Here is a 19,400-nt window from a genome sequence, read left to right as displayed (position 1 = left end):
ACAAGCGAGAGGAGAAGCAGCCTACAGGGGCGAACTATCTTTCTAAGGTGGTGCCGAAGAGGTCTATAAAGCTTTATATCAATACTGGTGAAGGAACAACTGCTTCTACAAAGTACATGTCAATCTCGCCTTTGTTTTTTGCGTCTATTTTACCCCGATAAGAACAAATAAACTCGTCTTTCACAAGTTCATACGTTGCTCCTGAGATGTTCACTTTCCCTTCCTGGCAGCTGGACTCCATACGGGCTGCTGTGTTCACGGTGTCACCCCAGATGTCGTATGCGAACTTTTGTGTGCCTACAATGCCGGCTACCACTGGCCCGGTATGAATACCGATTCTAATTTCAAATTTATGCTTTTTTGGCCGGTTCTCCGGGTTCAGGCCTTCTACAAAGGATAAGATTTCCAACCCGGCCTTCACCACATCGGCAGGTGTGTTTGCATTCGGGTCCGGTATGCCTCCCGCGCACATATAAGCATCCCCAATCGTTTTTATCTTCTCTATGTTGTATTTCGCTATGATGCGGTCGAAGGCGCAAAAGTAAAAGTCAATGACAGCTACTAATTCTTCCGGCGTCAGGTCTTCGCTTATCCTGGTAAAGTCTTTGAAGTCGGTGAACAAGACGGTCACTTTATCATAGCTTCTGGCTACGGTGCGGCCATTGGCTTTCAGTTCCTCGGCGGTTGCAGCAGGCAGGATGTTTAGAAGCAGGTCATCGGACTTTTTCTTTTCGGCCTCTAACTGCGCCGTCCGCTCATGCACCAGTTTTTCCAGGCTTCTTTTGGACTCGATCAGGTTCTGGTGCTTAATTTTGATGATACCCCAGACAATGAGGCCCCAGAGGATAACATAGAGACTGTAGGCCCACCAGGTCCGGTAAAACGGAGGCAAGGAAGCAAACTCGAACGTTGAAACCGGGCTAACAGCACCGTATACATTCTTTGACTTCACTTTAAATACATAATCCCCTTCATCCAGTCCGGTAAATTCCTTTTTTGTTTCTGAAGTCCAGTGCGACCACTTTTCGTCCTCGCCCTCCAGCATATAGCTGTACAGATGCTGGCCGGGTGCATCAAAAGAAGTGGCTGCATATTCAAAGCTGATGGATCGAATGGCATGCGGCAGCTTAAACTTAAATCTGGGCGACTGCTCTACTGTAGCAGCATCGTTTTTAGCAAAGGCTCCAAAAAACACCGTGGAATCACCTGACAGCTTTATTTTCCTGAGAACAGTGTGCTGCCGCATTTTATAGTCTTTGGGAACATGTGGGTTGTACCGGAAAATGCCTTCGGTAGTGCCTAACCATACTACGCCTTCTGCATCCGTGTAAATTGTCCAGACATCCACACGGGGCATCCGGCTTAAAGGGATAGTATCCCAGACATAAGCTTTGTCCTGGAGTTTGCGTAACCGTCCGGTGCGGAACTCTGAAGTCAGCCATATATGTCCTTTTTTGTCTTCGGTCAGGTTTATTGCTTCGCGGGATCCGTCTGCCAAATTAGCGCCAAACGTAGCATCAGGTGTTAGCTGAAACCGCTCTCCATGCTTCTTAAAAGTATAAATGCCCTTGCTGGTACCGAAGTATATATTGCCGTTTATGGAATGTGCTTGAAACCTGCGCAGGTCTTTAGCCATATTAGCCGCAGGCTTGAGGTTTCGTACAGGAGGTTGTAAACCATACTCTTCTGAGTCGTCGATAGCAGAGATGTTATTGTCACAGGAGGCCCAAAGCACATCGTCCTTGTCGGCTGCCAGCCAGATAACATCGTGGTTTACTCCTTTTATTTTTCCTTCCCATTTCCACCTTCCCTTATGGTGGGTGAGCGCAGACAGGCCATCGGAGGATCCTATGTAAAATTTGTCTTTGTTGCGGTTTGAGCGATAAATGGACTTATAAATAATATTTTCTGTTGGAGGGGAAATCCTCGTCAACTTGTTTTCTTTCAGTAAGTATACCCCGGGTGTGCTTACTACCAGCAGTGAGTTGCCTACATCGAGCACCTGCCATACCTCATTCTGCAGTTCAGGTAGCTTCCGGAACGAAGGAAGTGCTTCCTTCTCGTTTGATACAAACAAGCCCGAAGACGTGCCGGCGTATAATCTCTCATTTTTCTTCAGCACATCTAGTACTATACCTTCCAGACCCGAAGATGCGCTCAGATAAGTCACAGGAGAGGGGTATTCAATGCGGCTAATACCTTTATTTAAGCCAGCCCACAGGCCTCCTTCTTTGTCTGTGTAGAGGTTTAAAACACCGTTGTCGCTTAAGCCATTTTGTTTGTCTATCACATTATTAATCTGCCCTTCGTAATTCATTACCACCACGCCGTTAGAGAGGGTAGCAAGGGCAATGGTTCCGTCTGCTAACATTAGCCCCTGCATAAAATACTCTTGTTCCAGCACTTTGGCAGGTGTAGCCTCTAGCTTTTTCAGTTCCTGGTCTCTGAACGTGTACAAGCCTTGGTCGAAAGTGACCACAAAAAAGCTGCTTGCTGCTTCTGTATGCTCTGGAAAGGGTAGAAGGGCTATCGTATTTAAGCCAATGAAACTTTTGCCCCCTGGCAAGGTTTTAAAGCGATCGTTTTCCAGTACACAGAGTCCCTTTTTCTTATCGATGAGGTAAAGTTTATTTTGGGCAGAGAAAATACGGCCGAGTCCGGTTTTGCTCTCCCAAACCTTAAAACCCTTGCCAGACCAGCGAAAGAGGCCGTTTTGGGCACTAAAATATATATCTGCCCCCACAGCTGCTATTTTGCCTATACGTACTTCTGGATACCTGCCTTTCAGGTGTGGCAGCAAGGAAATGAACTGCATTTTGCCGGAAGTGTCTGGTGCTAGGTAGCCAAAATCGTTGGTGCTGCCGACAAATATTCTGCCCTCGCTGTTTTTAGCTAATTGAAATCGACTCTCATAAGCTGTTCCTTTGACCAACTGCCAGGTAAGGCCGTCATATTCCAGCACACCACTGGTGTTGCTGACATACATAATGCCTCTGTTGTCCTGTATTATATCCCAGTTCTGTGGGCTTGAGACAAACCCTTTATTTTGATAGGCAGATGGAGGATAGCTCTGCACAAAAGGATCGCCCAGTTGCGCCAACACCCTGTTACTACCTAACAGAAAGGATAAGGTAAAGAGGAAATATTTAATCATGTTAATTAATTATGAATAAATAAAATTAAATGTATATACGGTGTATATTTATTTAAATATAATTTAGTACTTTTATTTGAAGTAAACGTCATTATATATTAAGTATCAAAGTCTAAAAAATAAGATAGTTGTATTATGCCACAAGGAACTGTAATAGCTGTTAAGCCAGTTGGACTGCATGAGAATGAGTTCAATGAAATTATAGAAACACATTTCAAGGGGATTGACAGGCAAAGGATTTTACGAGGAGATCTTGATGTTTGTGATCCTAAAGGAGAGCCAAACGTAGAGCCACGAGAAAAAATTGTTTTTTTGATACGTGAGGATCAGTTGCCTTCTGATTTCAGAGATGGAGAATGTAATAACCCCGATGCTACAGTTTTCGATTTTAAAGTTGGCAGAGTCCCTTTTAAGTTTGGGTATGACTTGAGAAAGGTTTAGCCGTAGAAATTGCCCTGTTTCAGTCCTCTGTCACCTTTTTCTATTTAATTTTTTTGTTCATGATGTAAACATAAACACCTATAGCCATGCCTCAAGGAACAGTCATTGCCGTAAAACCGGTTGGTTTTGCTAGCGAACTTCAGCTTATGAAGGCTAATGTAACAGAAACAGCCAGCAGCACTACACGTAGCACAGAAAATTCGCTTCCTACAGCCAATTTGCTTTACATTGAGGTTTACGAAGATAAACTTAAAAGCAGGGTGCTAAGGAAAGCCAAGTCAGTGGTCTGGTACGAAGACACAAGAGGTGAGTTTCGCATTGGTGATTACGTTGAATTCGACATCAACAATAAGAAAACAAAGCCGATTGATGCGGCGGAAAATGTAAGGAAGATCAAAGACGGAGGCATTCTTTTGCACGGAAGCCTGCTTACTACGGTGGCACTTTTTGCTTCTTCCTTACTGATTTTTGCAGTTATTTTTGATAAGAGAAGATAGCAGCTTTAGAGCGTTATTCTGCCATGCCACTGCTTTGGTGCGTTAGGTGAATGCTGTGCTACAGGCTGTATTTCACCACTGAAGCAGGCGTAGGCTGCCTGATTGACTGCATGGTTTTGGCGTTCAGCAGTTCTATCTTTCCCTCTTTCCGTAGCTGCTCAAATGCTGCTACATAATTCTCTCTGGTGTAGTTAGTGCCACAGCTATCAAGTTCATATATCTTCTCGATGGACTTGTATTTATAAAGACTCGCCTGATTTACTAAGCGATCCACCAGGTTCGGAATTGTGTAGGTCGGGCGCTGCTCAAAGAGGGAGAATTGCGCCTGGACAAATTCATTGGCAGCAAAAACAGGTATATTATCCTCCTGGTAAGTGCTGTAAGGCAGGATAGTTTCCTTGAAGATTCGGTAGGCATGGCTGTCAGGGGAGGAGAAGAGCAGATAGTGGTAAGGCTGTTCCACCCCGGGTTGATTTACTTTGAACAGCAGCGTATAATATCCTTTGTCCTGGAGCACACCCATCAGGTTGTCCAGGATATACTCTTGGCGCCTATAGTTATCCTTCTCTTTTCTGCAATAGTTGCTGACGTTCTGAAGCCGCTCTCCAAATAACTCAATGAGCGGCTGACTTACTTTTTTCCCAGCTAAGGCCTTTACCATGTTTTCCGGGCACAAGAGCATGAACAGGTCTGTGCGCCATGCATGGATAGCTTGTATTAGCATTTGCTGTGAATAACCACTAATGAAAGGATTGGTAAAAGCCAGAGACGGACAGCCTGCTTCTAAAAGCTCTGCCATCTGTGCTTTGTTATCTGAATTGTTCAGCGGGACAGGTGGCTGGAGAAGTTCATCATAAAACCCTAGCGCTTCCATACTGTGGCTTACATGCTCCAGTGCAGCTTTGCTTTTGTCACAGAAGAAAGTCCTCACCGAATTGTTTAGTAGTGGGCTTTTTATGATACTTTTTAAAAGATACTCTTTGGATATAGCAGGCAGTTCAGGATTTTCTGCCATGTCTTGCCCGTCCCCGGCGTGCAGGTCAATGTACAGCATGGCTTCTCTAGCTTCAGCCTTCAAAGTAGCGAGCCGGATGTTACACCATGTATTGAAGTATGAACCCAGGATCTCTTGTTTTATCTCCGTAAAGCTCCGCCTCTCTTTAAAGAAATCATTAGGTTCTGTTGCAGACATAGATAATAATGTGTGGTTAAGTGAAAACCACTTTTGGCTTTGTAAGGAGTTTGTAGGTTAGATACTATAGTTATCAGGATGCTATGAATACCATGCTGAATAATGCAGCTTTGCCTTAAGAGCTGGTGTTGTGCGTTCTCCCTAACAACTAGCTGCCCAGGATACACAGCAAGGGCGATTTATTTAAGACTTTAATTCATATAGCTATAGGATAAACTAAAAGATGTCGTTAATATGATTAGGTGCTGCATCAGGAAAGTTGAGTATTGTAACTAAACAGCCGCTAATTTACTTAGTTGACGATTAAATAAAGCTAATAAGGTTAGTTTTATTTTTACACACATTTATCCACCTAGCTTTATGTTTGTTATAATATCTTGAAAATCAGGTAAAAGTAAAGTGCTGTCCAAGCTTTTACAGGTGATATGTCACAATGAAGGCGGAGCTACTGCTGTAACAGAAGGTTCGCAGGCGTTAGCAGCTAGTTCAGCTATACAAGCTTGGCAGGTGTAATAGGTAGTTCACGGATGCGTTTGCCGGTGGCATGATACACCGCATTAGCGACAGCTGCAGTAAAGCCTATCAAAGGAATCTCACCTATACCTTTCGCACCCATCGGGTCCACGACAGGGTCCGGTTTGTTGATGAGGATAACATCTACTTCAGGCACATCTGCGCTTATCGGCACGTGGTACTTCTCCAGATCGTTGTTTACATGCCGGCCGAAGCGATGGTCTATCTTTCCCTCTTCCATCAAAGCAATACCTATACCCCAGACAACAGAACCATACACCTGGCTTTCGGCAGTTTTATAGTTCATGATTTTGCCGGCGTCCACAGCTGATACTACTTTGTTTATCCTTACCTCACCGGTGGCCGCATGCACCCGCACCTCCACAAAATTGGCACAGAAAGACTTGCTCGAATACTCATCCAGTAAAGGGCCGCCTTCAGACTCCTTGATAACCTCCAGTTGCGGCAGGTTTTGCTGTTTCAGGATTTCCCCATAGCTGAGGCTGGCAGAGCGGTCTTTTAGTCCCATTGTCCCGTTTTCAAACACCAGTTCGTCGGGGCCGGCCTGCTGCATAGCCGCGCTTGCTGTGCCTGTAGCTAGTTGCTGGAGTCGCTGCTTCAGCGCCGTGCAAACTTCATATACAGCTGAGCCAACTGAGGCTGTGGTATGTGAACCAAACTGACCCGGTGCATAGGGTAGGGTGGAGTCGCCCCATTCAAAGCGGGTGTTTTCTATAGCGGTACCCATTACGTCAGCTGCTATTTGTGTGAAAATAGTTGCTGAGCCAGGACCTGTATCGGCCACCGCGCTTTGCACCAGGAGTGAACCATCAGGAGAAAGCTTTGCCCGAACTACGGCCCTGTCGCGGGCGGCTTTGTATATACCAGAAGCCATACCCATACCGATTAGCCAGTCCCCCTCGCGCATTGAGCGGGGCTCTGGGTTGCGTTTGCTCCAGCCAAAGCGCTCTGCCCCCTGTTCATAGCACTCCATTAGATAGTTGCTCGACCAGGGCTTGTCATTCTCAGGGTCTTTTTCAGCGTAGTTTTTGAGGCGCAGGGCCAAAGGGTCCATGTTCAGCGCATAGGCCAACTCATCCATCGCAGACTCCAGAGCAAAGGAACCACTTGTTTCGCCGGGGCCGCGTGTCCAGCAGGGCGTACTCATATCCAGCCGCACCAGTTTGTACCTGGAGTCTAAGTTCGGGCAACTGTACATCGTTTTGGTTGGATCAAGGAGGCGCTCTGTGAACTGCTCATACTGCGAGGTGGAGCCATAGGCGTCGTGCGTAATGCCGGTTAAAGTGCCATCAGTGGTGGCGCCAATGCTGAATTTCTGAACAGAGCGGGGCCTGTAACCTACCATATTGAACACCTGGTTACGCTTTAGCACCACCTGCACCGGCCGGCCTGTTACTTTTGCTCCCATAATGGCAGCCATTTCCTGCGGCCACACACGGGAGGAGCTGCCAAAGGCCCCGCCAACAAAAGGAGAATACGCCCGCACGTTTTCTTCATCTAACTCAAACGACTTCGCGATCTCTTTCTGCGATATTTTTGTGGCCTGGGTTTTATTGTAAACCGTTACCTTGTTGTCTCCTTCCCAAACGGCAGTCGTGACATGCGGCTCCATGGGGTTGTGCACCTGGATTGGCGTCTGGTACTCCTGCTCTATTTTAACCGGGGCTGATTTATATGCACCAGCTTCGCCACGGGAATAGTCGTCGTGGCGCTCCGGCTTAAAGGCTTTGTCCAAGCTGTTTCTTACATCTGTGTCATGAGACTCTTCCTCGTAGGTTACTTTTAGTAGTGTGGCTGCCTGATCAGCCCGGGCAAACGTATCGGCTATCACCAGCGCGATGGGTTGATAGTTATGATAGATTGTGCCGTCAAAAAACAAACGGAACTCCTGCCCATACACCCTGGAGCCCTCGTTATCGACAGAGGCACTGTAACCGGGTATTTCAGGAGCATTCTCATGTGTAACAACTGCCACCACACCAGGCGCTCTTTCAGCTTCCCTGGTGTCGATGTTTTTGATGCGGCCTCTGGCTATGGTACTGGTTGCCAGCACACCAATGGCTTCGTTTGGCAGGTTATACTCCGCTGCATACTTTGCTCCGCCTGTTACCTTTAACAGGCTTTCCACGCGGCTTAGCGGGTCGCCCATTTTTACCTGTGTCATTCTCTCTTTCGTCATGATTGATGTATTACGCTATACCTGCAGCAGTTTTAAGGGCCTGCACAATGGAGTTGGGAGCCAGTTTGAGTTTGAAGGCATTGTGTTCAAAAGCCTTTGCCCCGCGCATAGCCACCTCTGCTGCCTGCCAAAAGCTTTCTTCTGAAACTGGTTTTCCTGCCAACGCTTTTTCCGCATCAAACAAACGCCAGGGCTTATGCGCCACGCCACCCATCGCCAGGCGGGCACTCTGAATGGTGTTGTTCTGGATATCCAGCGCGGCTGCTACTGAAACCAGTGCAAAAGCAAAGGAAGCACGCTCGCGCACCTTCAGGTAATGTGCGTTTTGTGCATAAGGCGACTCCGGAACATCGACCGCCACAATTAATTCGCCACGCATGAGATTGGTGTCTACCTCCGGTTGGTCGCCGGGCAGGCGGTGAAAATCGATGAAGGGAATGCGCCGTTCACCTTTCGGACCTGAAAGGAGCACAGTAGCATCCAGTGCCGCTAAGGCCACGCTCATATCGCTTGGGTTTACAGCAATGCAGTTCTCGCTGAAGCCAAAGATGGCATGCTGGTCGTTGATGCCTTCGATGGCACCGCAGCCGGAGCCGGGTTCCCGCTTGTTGCAGGGCAGGGCTGTGTCGTAAAAATAATAGCAGCGCGTGCGTTGCATCATGTTGCCACCCACAGTTGCCATGTTACGCAGCTGTGCGGAGGCACCCGAGACCAGCGCCTGTGAGAGCAGGGGGAATTTCTCCACAATCAGCCTGTCCTCCGCCACTGCGCTGTTTGAAACCAAAGCGCCGATACGTACACTGCCGTTTCTTTGCTCAATCTTTTTGAGGGGCAGCATGTTAATGTCCACCAGCTTCTCCGGCTGCATGACTTCCCGCTTCATCAGGTCAATCAGGTTTGTGCCTCCGGCAATGAAAAGTGCAGTGGGATCTTTGGCGACGGCATCTGTGGCTGCTTTCTGTTTTGTAGGCCGCATGTATTGGAACTGCTTCATATCTTCTGTCCGCTGTTTTTGACATCCTTAATCGCGTTTACAATGTTTGGGTAGGCACCGCAGCGGCAGATGTTACCGCTCATGTACTCGCGTATCTCGTCATCGGTATTGGCATGGCCTTCGCGTATGCAAGCCACCGCTGACATTATCTGGCCCGGTGTACAATAGCCGCACTGGAACCCGTCATGTTTAACAAAAGCCGCTTGCATGGGGTGCAGTTCACCGCCTGTTGCCAGTCCTTCTATGGTTGTGATCTTCTTTCCGTTCAGCATCACGGCAAAGGTGAGGCAGGAGTTTATGCGTTCGCCATCCATTAGTACAGTACAGGCGCCACACTGGCCGTAGTCGCAGCCTTTTTTCGTGCCTGTTAAACCTAGCTGCTCACGCAGCAGGTCGAGTGTGGTGGTCCGTGGGTCGATAGATAGCTTCTTTCTAACGCCGTTTATCTCCAGTGTCACCGGCACGTTTTCAAACTTATCCGCTACCTTTTCATCGATTTTTCCCTCCGCTGCTTTCACTACAGAGGCTGGAGCTAAAGCAAGTGCCGTCAAAAGAGAGGATTGTTTGATAAAGGTACGGCGGGCATCACTGTGGTTATTTGGGATATCGCTTTCCTGCGAGGTTTTGTCAATGGTATTGTCGTCTGCCATAAAACGGTTGTTAGTGGCCCAAGGGCTGATTACGAGTGCAGCCAGCTTTCATGCAATAACAATGGCCGACTGCTAATTTTTAACATAAGTAAAAGGAAGGCCTGTTGTTCATTAAGCCAGGAAACTGACAAGAGGCTTCATTTTCTACATACGAGCCTCCGCCGTGTTTGTCGGGATCATGAAGCTTTTCCTGCTGTATTTATTGCTGCTTTTCTCCTTTGGTATGATTGTGATGCCTTTCTTTATGAACCAGTCGCTTGATTCTCTGGTGCTTTTGAGGGCGATACAGATAAGTCACGGATACAGTCAGCTTGCTTAATATCATCAGCGGGAGTGACATTTATCATGTTTTTCCTTTCCCTGTTTTCGGAAGTTTGCAATGTAAACCGAGGTAGATAATATGCAAAGCCAGTTCAAAGTACTTACGTTATCCTACAAGTATGCACCTATCACTGTGCGTGAGGCAGTATCCTTAAATGAGATAGCCAGTAGAAACCTGCTGGATAAGGTGAAGGAATTCACAGGGGCAAGCGACGTGCTGGTGCTTTCTACGTGCAACCGCACGGAGATTTATTACTCCTCTGTAACGGATTATTCTCTGGAAATCATCAAGCTGCTGGCCATTGAAAAAGGCTTTATTGCCACAAAGGCTGTGCAACCCTACTTCAAGCATATTACCTGCCACAAAGAAGCGGTACAGCATCTGTTTCATGTGGCGCTGGGGCTGGAGTCGCAGGTGGTGGGCGATATGCAGATTATGAACCAGGTGAAGTACGCCTACCAGTGGGCAACTGATGCTGGTACGGCCGGCCCTTTTCTTCACAGGCTGATGCACACTATCTTTTTCTCCAGTAAACGTGTAGCAAACGAAACCTGCTTCCGCAATGGGGCGGCGTCTGTTTCGTATGCCACAGTAGAACTGGTAGAGGACCTCACGAAGGCAATGGAGAATCCGCGCGTGCTCATGATAGGAGTGGGGGAGATTGGTGCAGACGTTTGTGATAATTTTCAGAAATCGGCTATCAGTAACATTGTGGTGGTAAACCGAACGCATTATAAAGCGATGGACCTGGCACAGAAATGCAATGTGAAAGCGGCCTACTGGGAGAATGTGTGGGAAGAGATAAAGTTTGCAGATGTGGTGATTTCATCTGTACCCGGTGATTGCTTTTATATCAGTAAGCAGGACATTGACAAGCATGCAACAAAGGCACCAAAGTTCTTCATAGACCTTTCGATGCCACGCAGCATCAGCAGTGATTTACAAACCTTGCCGGCAACCCGCGTTTACAACATCGATAACATCCGCAACCGTACCACGAAAGCACTGGAAAAGCGCCTGATAGCTATTCCGCAGGTGCAGCAGATCATCGCTGAGGCTGTCTCGGAATTTGAGACCTGGACGCAGGAAATGGGGATGTCACCGGCTATTCAGAACTTCAAGAACCGTCTGGAAGAGATCCGGCAGCAGGAACTGAACCGCTACCTAAAAAAGCTGGGCGCGGAAGAGAAAGAGTTGGTAGAGGCCTTAACTAAAAACATCCTGAACAAGATAGTAAAGCTGCCCGCGCTCGAACTAAAGGCAGCCTGCCAGCGTGGCGAATCAGATGCCTTGTTACAAAGTTTCAGTGCGCTGTTTGACCTCGAAAAGGAAACTGTGAAAGGGTAGTTTTGAAAGAAATATACGCAGTAAGGCAAAAGACCAGTCTGCACCTGTAAGCAGGCGCACAGCAAAAGGAACAGCCACACCAATAGCTTTGATGTGGCTGTTCCTTTTGCGGGTTGGAGTTATTAGAGCTACGTCTTTGTGCTTTAAGTCCCAGCGGGATGATCAGTGAAGTATGATGTTAAAGAGAACCTTACCTCCAGCGCGGCCTAAGTGGGTTTAGTCAACAGTTCGCTCCGCTGGAGCTTGCATATTAATAGATATAATTTCTGTTAACTGGTCGTCCCGCTGGGACTTTTGCGCAAATTTACTTTTCAAGTGAGGCAAAGTAATCGGCTATGATCTTTTCTTTGTCGAAGTTCTGCCATACAACTATCTGGCGCTGGTTGCCCGGCTGCTCCACCCATTTATTTTCCTGTTCTTGTAGAACAGGGCTGGGAATGGTGACGGCCTCTGCCCAGTTCGGATTCTTAACGATGGCAACGGCGGCCATATCAAACAAGGCACGTGAAGGAGGATTGCCATGCAGGGTAATATGCTCAAAGAGGTTGAGGGAGTAGTCGCCGAAAGTATAAAATTCGCCTCCATGTCTGCCTGTAACAGGCTCTGATGTTCTGGGCCCTTTGCCTGCGGCCCTGTTTTTGACTTCTTCCGGGGTCACTCTAACCGCATCTGTGCCGCTAGGCTTGCCATACCGGACAGTTACCATCTCAAATGGCACATCTGTGCTTAAGACATAGTTCATGGAAGGTATATCATTATCCTGGTTGTATTCTCCTGGCTCGGGATAATTGGAGCCTAACCATACCACCCTCAGCTTATTTGCAATAGATGGATCTTTCTTTAAGGCCAGGGCAACATTGGTCAATTTGCCAACAGCAATAACTGTCAGCGTTTCCGGTGTCTGCTTCGCATTTTCAATGATAAAGTTGACACCTTCAGCACCATCAAAATCAGCATTGGCAGTGTGATCCATAATATCATTGAATGAACCGTTTGCTCCTTTTAGCAGCGGAATTTTATGATCCGACTTCAGGAGCTTTAAAACGCGCTCAGCTTCGGCATACTGTTCGTCTATGTCTCCTCCGTTTTTGGTTGCATTCACAGTAATGCCTCTCACGTCGAACGTGTCCTGGTTCAGTAGTAAATAAGCCAGGGCATGTTGATCGTCGAGTTCGTTGTTTGCATCTGTGTCAAAAATCACTGGTATCTTTGCCTCAAATTCATTGCTGCTCTCTGTCCTGTTCGTGCAGCTGTAAATCAACAGCATACACCCTGATAAGAGAATCAATTTTAAAAGTGCCTTCATCGGGGATTACTTAATTTCAAGTTAATTTTCAAAAAGCATTGCTTCGCTACCTAAGGTAGCGGGTACAGAACTATATCAGGACACTGCTATCTTCAGTACCACCTTTCGTACTGTTTCCTCCGTAATCATGGCTGCATGCGCATCATCGGGATAAAAGATGGTGAAGTAGCCAGCAGGTACGTCAAACCAGTTGCTTGTTTTATCGGGGAAAAAGGCCGCGTCGCGTTCTTCAATATACGGAATATCAGGCTGCTTACAAAACGTCAGGCTTTTCCAGCCCATGTGGTCTGTGCCGGAGACCACGTACTGTATATCAATGTACTTGCGGTGCACTTCCAGCTTTGCTTCTTTCTCTGTTGTGCCTGTGCCTTCAGAAATGATGGCAAACAAGTCGCGGCCCTCAATGGCCTGCTGCCCCTGTGAAAGCGCCATCAGGTCCGTCTCCTGTAAAAAGCGGAAAGCCTGTTCAAACAGCGGGTGCAAGGTGTAGTAACGGTATGCGTTTTGTAGTGAGTCTAGAACCATGTTAGAAATTTAGAAAGTTAGAGGGTTAAAAAGTTAGCTTTAATAGTAAAAAGTTAAGTGTCTTGATACGTGCTACGGGATACGAAATACGCAAAAGTAAAACGAACAAAACAGCCCTGCTTAGTTGTTATAAATATTGCTAATTTTGCATAAATTAAGAGATAAGAATTGATCTACCCAGAGAATTTTGAAATAAAAATAGGATTTGCACAGGTGCGCGAGATGCTTTTAGAGCTCTGCCTTAGCCCATTGGGCCGCCATTTTGTAAACCGCATGACTTTCCTGAACCGGCACGACCTGGTGCAGCGACTGTTAGAACAAACAAATGAATTTAAACAACTGCTGGAGTCGGACGCTGAGATTCCGCTGCAGCACTATTTCGATGTAACGGCCAGTTTAGACCGCGCCGCGATACAGGGCACTTACCTGGATGTGCAGGACTTCTTTGAAATAAAGATGTCGCTGCGTACTATCCGCGATTCTTTGCGCTTTATATCTTCTGCTGAAGAAGGGAAATATGAATCGCTGAAAGCCCTGGGTGCCAGTGTTACCGTAGAGCGTAACCTGATTGCCGCATTGGATAAAGTAGTGGACGATGCCGGAGCGGTGCGTGACGACGCCACGCCTGAATTGCAGCGCCTGAAGCGTGACCTGATTGCGCAGCAGGCGGTACTCCGGAAATCTATCACCTCTATCATCAAACACGCCAAAAGCGAAGGCTGGACACCCGCTGATGTGGAGCCAACCATCCGTGGTGGCCGCCTGGTTATTCCGGTGCTGGCGGAGCATAAACGACGTGTAAAAGGTTTAATACACGATGAGTCCAATACAGGGCAGACGGTTTACATAGAGCCTGAAGCAATTTTCGGACTTAACAACGATATCAAAGACCTGACAAATGCGTACCACCGGGAGCTGATTCGCATCCTGGTGGGGCTGACGAATCAGCTGCGCAACCACATACCAGAGCTGCGAAAGGCTTACCAGTACCTGGGCCTGCTGGACTTTATCCGGGCAAAGGCGGCCTTCGCGCGTCGTGTGGAAGCTACTATGCCAAAGCTGCACAAGTACCCGCACATTAAGTGGGACGAAGCCATACACCCGCTGCTGTACATGGCGCATAAGCAACTGGGCAGGCCAACAGTGCCCATGAGCCTGGAGCTGACGCAAGATCAACGCATCCTGTTGATTTCCGGACCTAACGCGGGTGGTAAATCGGTAAGCTTGAAAACGGTGGGACTGATTCAGTACATGCTGCAGTGCGGTATGCTGATACCCACGGCTGATAACTCAGAAGCAGGTATTTTCCATGATATTTTTATTGATATCGGGGATGAGCAATCTATAGAAAACGACCTTAGTACTTACAGTTCGCACCTCACCAATATGAAAAAGTTTGTGACGGTGGCCGATAAAAAGAGCCTGGTGCTGATAGATGAGTTTGGTACCGGTACAGAGCCTATATTGGGTGGTGCCATCGCCGAAGCGGTGCTGCAGAACCTCAACGACAGTAAAGTGTACGGTGTGATTACGACGCACTATACCAACCTGAAAAACTTTGCGGAGCGAAACCCCGGTGTGGTTAACGGCGCCATGCGCTACGACCATAAAAACCTGCAGCCACTCTACCAACTTGAAATTGGTAAGCCAGGGTCCTCGTTTGCGATTGAGATTGCCCGTAAAATCGGCTTGCCAAAGCACATCGTAGACAAGGCCAGCAGCCTGGTAGGTAAAGATAAAATCCGTTACGACCGCCTGCTGGAGGAGCTGGAGACAGAGAAGCAGGAACTGGAGAAAAAACTGCGCGAGGCGACCAAGTTAGAAGAGAAGCTGAAGCGGAACGTGAAGGAGTACCAGGACCTGAAGAACTACCTCGAAGATAGCAAGCAGGATATTATGCGCGAGGCCAAGGGCAAGGCAAAACTTCTGCTGAAGGATGCGAACCAGAAAATCGAGTCCACGATTCAGCAGATTAAGCAAAGCCAGGCGGAGAAGGAGCAGACCAAGCAGGCCCGTCAGGAACTGGAAAGCTTTGCCACCGAAGTGCGTAAAGAAGAACCGCGTCCTGCACATAAACGCGTGAGCAATGGCGCTATAAAAGAAGGCGACTATGTGGCGCTGGTAGGGCAGGACTCATCCGGGCAGGTGGTCAGCATTAAAGGGAAAACAGCGGAAGTACTATTCGGTGGGCTGAAGACTATCGTGAAAGTAGACAACCTGGAGAAGTTAGACCGACAGGCAGCCACGAAGCCGAAGAAAGAAAAAGCTGCTGCGGGCGAAGGGTATACCCGTGGCATGAACATCACCCAACGTATGGCCGACTTTACCACTACCATCGACATCCGGGGAGAATATGCCGAGGATGCTTTAACGAAGCTGATGAACTTTACCGATGAGGCCATCATGCTGGGTATCCCGGAGATTAAAATCATCCATGGCCGGGGCAATGGCGTACTGCGCCAGGTCGTGCGTGATTACCTGTACTCGGTGCAGGAAGTGGCAAGTGTAGGAAATGAAGTCTCTGAACGCGGTGGCGACGGTGCTACTTTGGCTGTGCTGAAGTAATATATACCACTACAAAACAGTAAAGGCTCCTTCTAAGGAGCCTTTACTGTTTTGTATCAATTTTGAACGCCTACTGGAAACTAATCCACGCTTTTCCGTCTTTAGCACTGACCAGGTCATATGTACTGGGACCGGTTCTGATAACATAATATCCCTCCGGTATTGTTAACTGTTCACGTGTGGCATTTACCATAGGGGCAGCCTGCTCAGGTGTTGTGCCGAAATCTCCACCATAGGTAAAGACGATTCTACCATCGTTCGTAATACGGGAACGTAAGGCCGGGCCGAAGAATTCTCCATCTGTAGTCCAGAAAATCAGTCCGTCATAGGGAGGAGAGGCTTGTATGTATAAAGTTATGATGTCTAAATTTGTGATAGAGCCTACATTAAAGGCATCCACTACGCCTTCAACTGTAAAGCCATCTATTGTTCGCCAGAATGCGCCGTTTGGAGGGTTGTTATAGAAGGCTCTGGCAGTTTGAGGATCTACGGTGGCAGGTGCAGCAGTGTCTTCTATACTGGCAGCAGTTCCGTTTACGGTGAGGGTAATTCTATTCCTGAAAGCATTGTACTGCAGGTCCTGTAAAGTAGTAATCGTCAGGTTGCCGCTAACAAAAGGCTGCAGCAATGTAAGTCCCTCCGGTGTGAAATAGTAGCTCGTGGTAAAGGTTCTGACACCGCTTCCATCGTTGTATGTAAAGGTAATGTTGCGGAGGTCGGTGTCTACCGTGATGTCAAAAGTCTGGCTGCCTACCTCAAGCTGTTTGAAGTACAGTGTGAAATTGTTGATGTTTTCAAATGTCTGCGCTTGCTCGTTTACCCTGCTGATGTAGTTCTCGGCCTCATCTGCTGTTGCTCTCACCAGTACCAGCCTGCTGTCGTTATAGTTACCCGTTAGTACCATGGAGTCAGGTGAAACAGTGTCAAAAGAGAACTCATAATCAGAGATCCTGCCCTGGCCCCACTCGCCGCCGCTCTTGGTTGCATCCGGATCAGCTAGAATGTGCAGGTAAGTATAGGTGTCGAAAAGCAGGGAAGGGCGTTGCGCTGCCTTTAAGCGGTACGTACTCTCCAGGGCAGTGGCAGCGCCGGCGTTTATATCACTGCGGGTTACTACCCGGTCGTTTTCAGCAAAATCAAACAGGAAACTGTAGCCGGAACCTCCCTCGGGAAAAAGGGTTGCTTTCCAGCCATGTTCAGCATTCACCAACTGAGACTTATACTCACCTAGTACCTGGTTCAGGCGTTCGTCTGGTCTTTCTCCGGGAGCCACCTCATTGTTATCTTTGTCGCAGGCCGATAGCATAGAGACTATCAGGAGGCCTAGTAGCCATATTTTTCTCATACTTATTTTTAATGTACGGAGCCTGGGAGCGAAATTACAGGGCATCAATAGCTGTTTCAGATCTGGCCTGCAGACTATAAAAGTCAATGTTCCAGGCTTCTTTAAAATAGCGAACCACGAGCTGTTCCTTCTGCCTCAAGGCGGTTTGTGCTGATTCCGGGGCACTGTTTACAATAGCGTCAAAGCCGGCTTTGCCTTCTATCAACATAATGGATATCATCTCTACAAAATCCTCATCCGGGCTGCTTCTGGCATATTGGGTTATAAAGCCTCTCGATCGGGCATCAGCCAGTGAGAAGTCGTTCCAGCTGGCAGTATAGTCGGTTGTAATCCGCCGGTACTCTTCGGGGTACATGACGGTCTGGTGCAGAATATGGGCGAACTCGTGATGAATGGTATGCAGCATCTGCTTTACCTCTGACTCAAGCTTTTGGTCGAAGTCATTCACCACATACAGTACTATTTTACGTCCGCCTTCCGCTGTACCTAGTGTAATGGTGCCGTTGGTGTTATACTCGGCACTGCCCACCAACACAAACTGCTTCGGAGCCAATCTCTTAATAAATGCCGGGCCGGCTTCCTGTTCATAAGGGGCAATCCACGTCTTTTGTATCGTTTCCATCACCGGAATTACCCTGTCTTCTCTGGCGGGCACTAATACTCTGTTCAGGGCCACCTCATACCTGTCGAAGCGGTATTTGACTTCTATGTTATAAGGGGTAACAAAATTCTGATAAAGCCATGTATCTAATGGCCCCTGCACCCAGGTTTCGCCACCAAGATCTGGAAGCGGTGTGTCTGCATCGTCGTCCTCAGAGCAAGCTGAAATAAAGCTCAATGAAAAGAGCAGCAGGAATAATCTGATGTATTTTATGTTCATGTCTTTCTCTTTAACGTGGATTTTGAGCTACGCCTGCCAGTTCAGCCTCCTGCGGTATTTGCAGGACCCTGCGCGGATCGCCCGGCGCTGAAACAACTACCTGCCCGTCGGCAGTAGGATGCTCCACTGTAATGTCATGCCGCAGAATGTCAAACCAACGCATGCCTTCCTGCACAAACTCTGCCGCTTTAAAATCAAGTAAAGCGGCCATTAGTCCTTCTTTAATATCTCTGGTGCCATAATAAGCTCTTAACTTCGTGTCAGAAATATTGTGGGTAGCGGCATTATAGTTTTCAATTCGTGCACTGGCAAACGTGTTAAGGTCGTCTCTGGCAGCCTCGGTATATCCTAATTCAAGATAAGCTTCGGCTCTGTTGAACAACACTTCTTCCGCTGTCAGCAGTGGGTAGATAGTGTAAGGATAACCTATATCCGCGTTCACATCGGCGCGTACAAAGTGCTCCCGGAATTTCAGGACAAGCCAGTTCTCGGTTCCCTGAGTATACAAGGGGTAAATCCATGTGGCACCGGTCACGTTTTCACTTCTGAACAACTCGTTTACAATAGGCGTGGCCAGGCCATACCGGTAACGCCCGTAGTTACGCGCCCACAAAGAAGGGGCCTCCACCAAAAGCAAGTTTGAACTCTCAGTAGCCTGTGTATACCTTGCGAGTCCTTCATTCGCTGTCAGGTTGCTGTACACACTGACCCATGGCCTTAGGTTTGGACCAATGTTGCCTCCCGGGAAAACCTGGTTGGCATGATCTATAACCCTTTGATAGTCTCTTTTAAACAGATAGAATCTGGTAGCAAAAGCATGCGCAGCGGCCGTGTTGAAATGGTATTTAGGTACGCGGTAGGAATTATTATCAATCAGCGGCAAGCCTTCTGTTAAATCCCGCTCGATTTGCTCATATACGTAAGCCACTGTTCTGCGATCATACTGCTGCATCACTACCTTTTCCGGTTCCGTTACATATGGCACCCCCGGGTCGGAAGCGGCCGTAGCCGGATCGTAGACCTTGGCAAAGAGGGTGACCAGCATAAAATGAGCGTAGGCGCGGGCTACCAAAGCTTCGCCTTTCTGGGCATTATAAACCGTCGGATCAGGTGCACGCTCAATCGCTTCCAAGGCATGATTTGCCGCAGCTATGGCGGCATAGCAGGCGTTCCAGTAATAATCTGGAGAGTCCTGGTTTCTGTCCTCTATATCGCGGAAAAAGTAAGCGTTCTCGTTAATTTCATTCACCACTACTGTTCCGGTACCTTTATCCAGTACCAGGTCCGACATCGCCTCTGTGAAAGTGGTATAGCCAGCCTGTGGGTAAGCTGTAGCTAATAGCTCACTTATGTTTTGCTCCGTTTCCAGCTGAGTCCGCTGGTCTACAGCCTGCTCCAGGTAGTCTTCGCAGCCAGTGGACGCAACTAAAGTGGCAAGGCAAGTATATAAAATTATCTTTTTCATGCTA

General features: G+C 47.9%; 14 protein-coding genes. 4 read left to right on the top strand and 10 right to left on the bottom strand.

Annotated features, from left to right (window positions below; translation table 11 throughout):
• Positions 1 to 73: 73 nt before the first annotated feature.
• The gene (locus DXT99_RS23005; protein ID WP_115567947.1) at positions 74 to 3,154 is read right to left on the bottom strand and encodes an adenylate/guanylate cyclase domain-containing protein; all 3,081 of its coding nucleotides are present in this window, start codon (positions 3,152 to 3,154) and stop codon (positions 74 to 76) included.
• Positions 3,155 to 3,289: 135 nt separating this feature from the next.
• Between DXT99_RS23005 and DXT99_RS23000 the strand changes: the two genes are divergently transcribed.
• Positions 3,290 to 3,595, top strand: coding sequence for a hypothetical protein (locus DXT99_RS23000; RefSeq protein ID WP_115567946.1), 306 nt, complete (start codon positions 3,290 to 3,292; stop codon positions 3,593 to 3,595).
• Positions 3,596 to 3,681: 86 nt separating this feature from the next.
• Positions 3,682 to 4,092: a hypothetical protein gene (locus DXT99_RS22995; RefSeq protein ID WP_115567945.1), complete on the top strand. Its 411-nt coding sequence runs from the start codon at positions 3,682 to 3,684 to the stop codon at positions 4,090 to 4,092.
• Positions 4,093 to 4,150: 58 nt separating this feature from the next.
• Here the strand turns inward: DXT99_RS22995 and tcmP are convergent, their stop codons facing one another.
• The 4 genes from tcmP to DXT99_RS22975 all read right to left on the bottom strand — a co-directional run bounded on the left by tcmP (position 4,151) and on the right by DXT99_RS22975 (position 9,641).
• Positions 4,151 to 5,284, bottom strand: a complete 1,134-nt coding sequence (tcmP, locus tag DXT99_RS22990; RefSeq protein ID WP_115567944.1) for a three-Cys-motif partner protein TcmP — start codon at positions 5,282 to 5,284, stop codon at positions 4,151 to 4,153.
• 490 nt (positions 5,285 to 5,774) lie between these two features.
• Entirely contained in the window at positions 5,775 to 7,997 is a 2,223-nt protein-coding gene (locus DXT99_RS22985; protein WP_246000968.1) for a xanthine dehydrogenase family protein molybdopterin-binding subunit, read from the bottom strand.
• Between the two features lie 10 nt (positions 7,998 to 8,007).
• A complete protein-coding gene (locus DXT99_RS22980) occupies positions 8,008 to 8,991 on the bottom strand; it encodes an FAD binding domain-containing protein (protein ID WP_115567943.1) in 984 nt (327 codons plus the stop codon).
• A complete protein-coding gene (locus tag DXT99_RS22975) occupies positions 8,988 to 9,641 on the bottom strand; it encodes a (2Fe-2S)-binding protein (RefSeq protein ID WP_115567942.1) in 654 nt (217 codons plus the stop codon). Before DXT99_RS22975 ends, DXT99_RS22980 begins: the two co-directional genes overlap by 4 nt.
• 400 nt (positions 9,642 to 10,041) lie before the next feature.
• Here DXT99_RS22975 and hemA point away from each other — a divergent pair, with 400 nt between their 5' ends.
• On the top strand, positions 10,042 to 11,310 hold the full coding sequence (hemA, locus tag DXT99_RS22970) for a glutamyl-tRNA reductase (protein WP_115567941.1): 1,269 nt from the start codon (positions 10,042 to 10,044) through the stop codon (positions 11,308 to 11,310).
• Between the two features lie 304 nt (positions 11,311 to 11,614).
• Here hemA and DXT99_RS22965 read toward each other — a convergent pair whose 3' ends face one another.
• Complete coding sequence (locus tag DXT99_RS22965; protein WP_115567940.1) at positions 11,615 to 12,616, bottom strand: nucleoside hydrolase; 1,002 nt, start codon at positions 12,614 to 12,616, stop codon at positions 11,615 to 11,617.
• 75 nt (positions 12,617 to 12,691) lie between these two features.
• Entirely contained in the window at positions 12,692 to 13,141 is a 450-nt protein-coding gene (locus DXT99_RS22960) for a YhcH/YjgK/YiaL family protein (RefSeq protein ID WP_115567939.1), read from the bottom strand.
• A gap of 168 nt (positions 13,142 to 13,309) precedes the next feature.
• Here DXT99_RS22960 and DXT99_RS22955 point away from each other — a divergent pair, with 168 nt between their 5' ends.
• Positions 13,310 to 15,706 carry an endonuclease MutS2 gene (locus DXT99_RS22955; protein ID WP_115567938.1) on the top strand — a complete coding sequence of 799 codons (2,397 nt, stop codon included), beginning with the start codon at positions 13,310 to 13,312 and terminating at the stop codon, positions 15,704 to 15,706.
• Positions 15,707 to 15,776: 70 nt separating this feature from the next.
• Here the strand turns inward: DXT99_RS22955 and DXT99_RS22950 are convergent, their stop codons facing one another.
• From DXT99_RS22950 to DXT99_RS22940, 3 genes are read right to left on the bottom strand one after another with little or no spacing between them, the layout of a single operon-like run.
• Positions 15,777 to 17,051 (bottom strand): DUF4302 domain-containing protein, encoded by a 1,275-nt coding sequence (locus DXT99_RS22950; protein ID WP_181885229.1) that lies wholly within the window; start codon positions 17,049 to 17,051, stop codon positions 15,777 to 15,779.
• Between the two features lie 34 nt (positions 17,052 to 17,085).
• Positions 17,086 to 17,931, bottom strand: coding sequence for a zinc-binding metallopeptidase (locus DXT99_RS22945; protein WP_115567936.1), 846 nt, complete (start codon positions 17,929 to 17,931; stop codon positions 17,086 to 17,088).
• Between the two features lie 10 nt (positions 17,932 to 17,941).
• Positions 17,942 to 19,396: a RagB/SusD family nutrient uptake outer membrane protein gene (locus DXT99_RS22940; protein ID WP_115567935.1), complete on the bottom strand. Its 1,455-nt coding sequence runs from the start codon at positions 19,394 to 19,396 to the stop codon at positions 17,942 to 17,944.
• Positions 19,397 to 19,400 lie beyond the last annotated feature (4 nt).

Source organism: Pontibacter diazotrophicus, assembly GCF_003367245.1.
GTDB classification, from domain to species: domain Bacteria; phylum Bacteroidota; class Bacteroidia; order Cytophagales; family Hymenobacteraceae; genus Pontibacter; species Pontibacter diazotrophicus.
Note: the sequence above shows the minus strand (reverse complement) of the source record. Positions and strands in the feature narration are given on the sequence as shown.

Bases quoted from the DNA above. Each gene is read 5' to 3' on its own strand.
- DXT99_RS23005 (WP_115567947.1), bottom strand. From the start codon at position 3,154: ATGATTAAATATTTCCTCTTTACCTTATCCTTTCTGTTAGGTAGTAAC.
- DXT99_RS23000 (WP_115567946.1), top strand. From the start codon at position 3,290: ATGCCACAAGGAACTGTAATAGCTGTTAAGCCAGTTGGACTGCATGAG.
- DXT99_RS22995 (WP_115567945.1), top strand. From the start codon at position 3,682: ATGCCTCAAGGAACAGTCATTGCCGTAAAACCGGTTGGTTTTGCTAGC.
- tcmP (WP_115567944.1), bottom strand. From the start codon at position 5,284: ATGTCTGCAACAGAACCTAATGATTTCTTTAAAGAGAGGCGGAGCTTT.
- DXT99_RS22985 (WP_246000968.1), bottom strand. From the start codon at position 7,997: ATGACGAAAGAGAGAATGACACAGGTAAAAATGGGCGACCCGCTAAGC.
- DXT99_RS22980 (WP_115567943.1), bottom strand. From the start codon at position 8,991: ATGAAGCAGTTCCAATACATGCGGCCTACAAAACAGAAAGCAGCCACA.
- DXT99_RS22975 (WP_115567942.1), bottom strand. From the start codon at position 9,641: ATGGCAGACGACAATACCATTGACAAAACCTCGCAGGAAAGCGATATC.
- hemA (WP_115567941.1), top strand. From the start codon at position 10,042: ATGCAAAGCCAGTTCAAAGTACTTACGTTATCCTACAAGTATGCACCT.
- DXT99_RS22965 (WP_115567940.1), bottom strand. From the start codon at position 12,616: ATGAAGGCACTTTTAAAATTGATTCTCTTATCAGGGTGTATGCTGTTG.
- DXT99_RS22960 (WP_115567939.1), bottom strand. From the start codon at position 13,141: ATGGTTCTAGACTCACTACAAAACGCATACCGTTACTACACCTTGCAC.
- DXT99_RS22950 (WP_181885229.1), bottom strand. From the start codon at position 17,051: ATGAGAAAAATATGGCTACTAGGCCTCCTGATAGTCTCTATGCTATCG.
- DXT99_RS22945 (WP_115567936.1), bottom strand. From the start codon at position 17,931: ATGAACATAAAATACATCAGATTATTCCTGCTGCTCTTTTCATTGAGC.
- DXT99_RS22940 (WP_115567935.1), bottom strand. From the start codon at position 19,396: ATGAAAAAGATAATTTTATATACTTGCCTTGCCACTTTAGTTGCGTCC.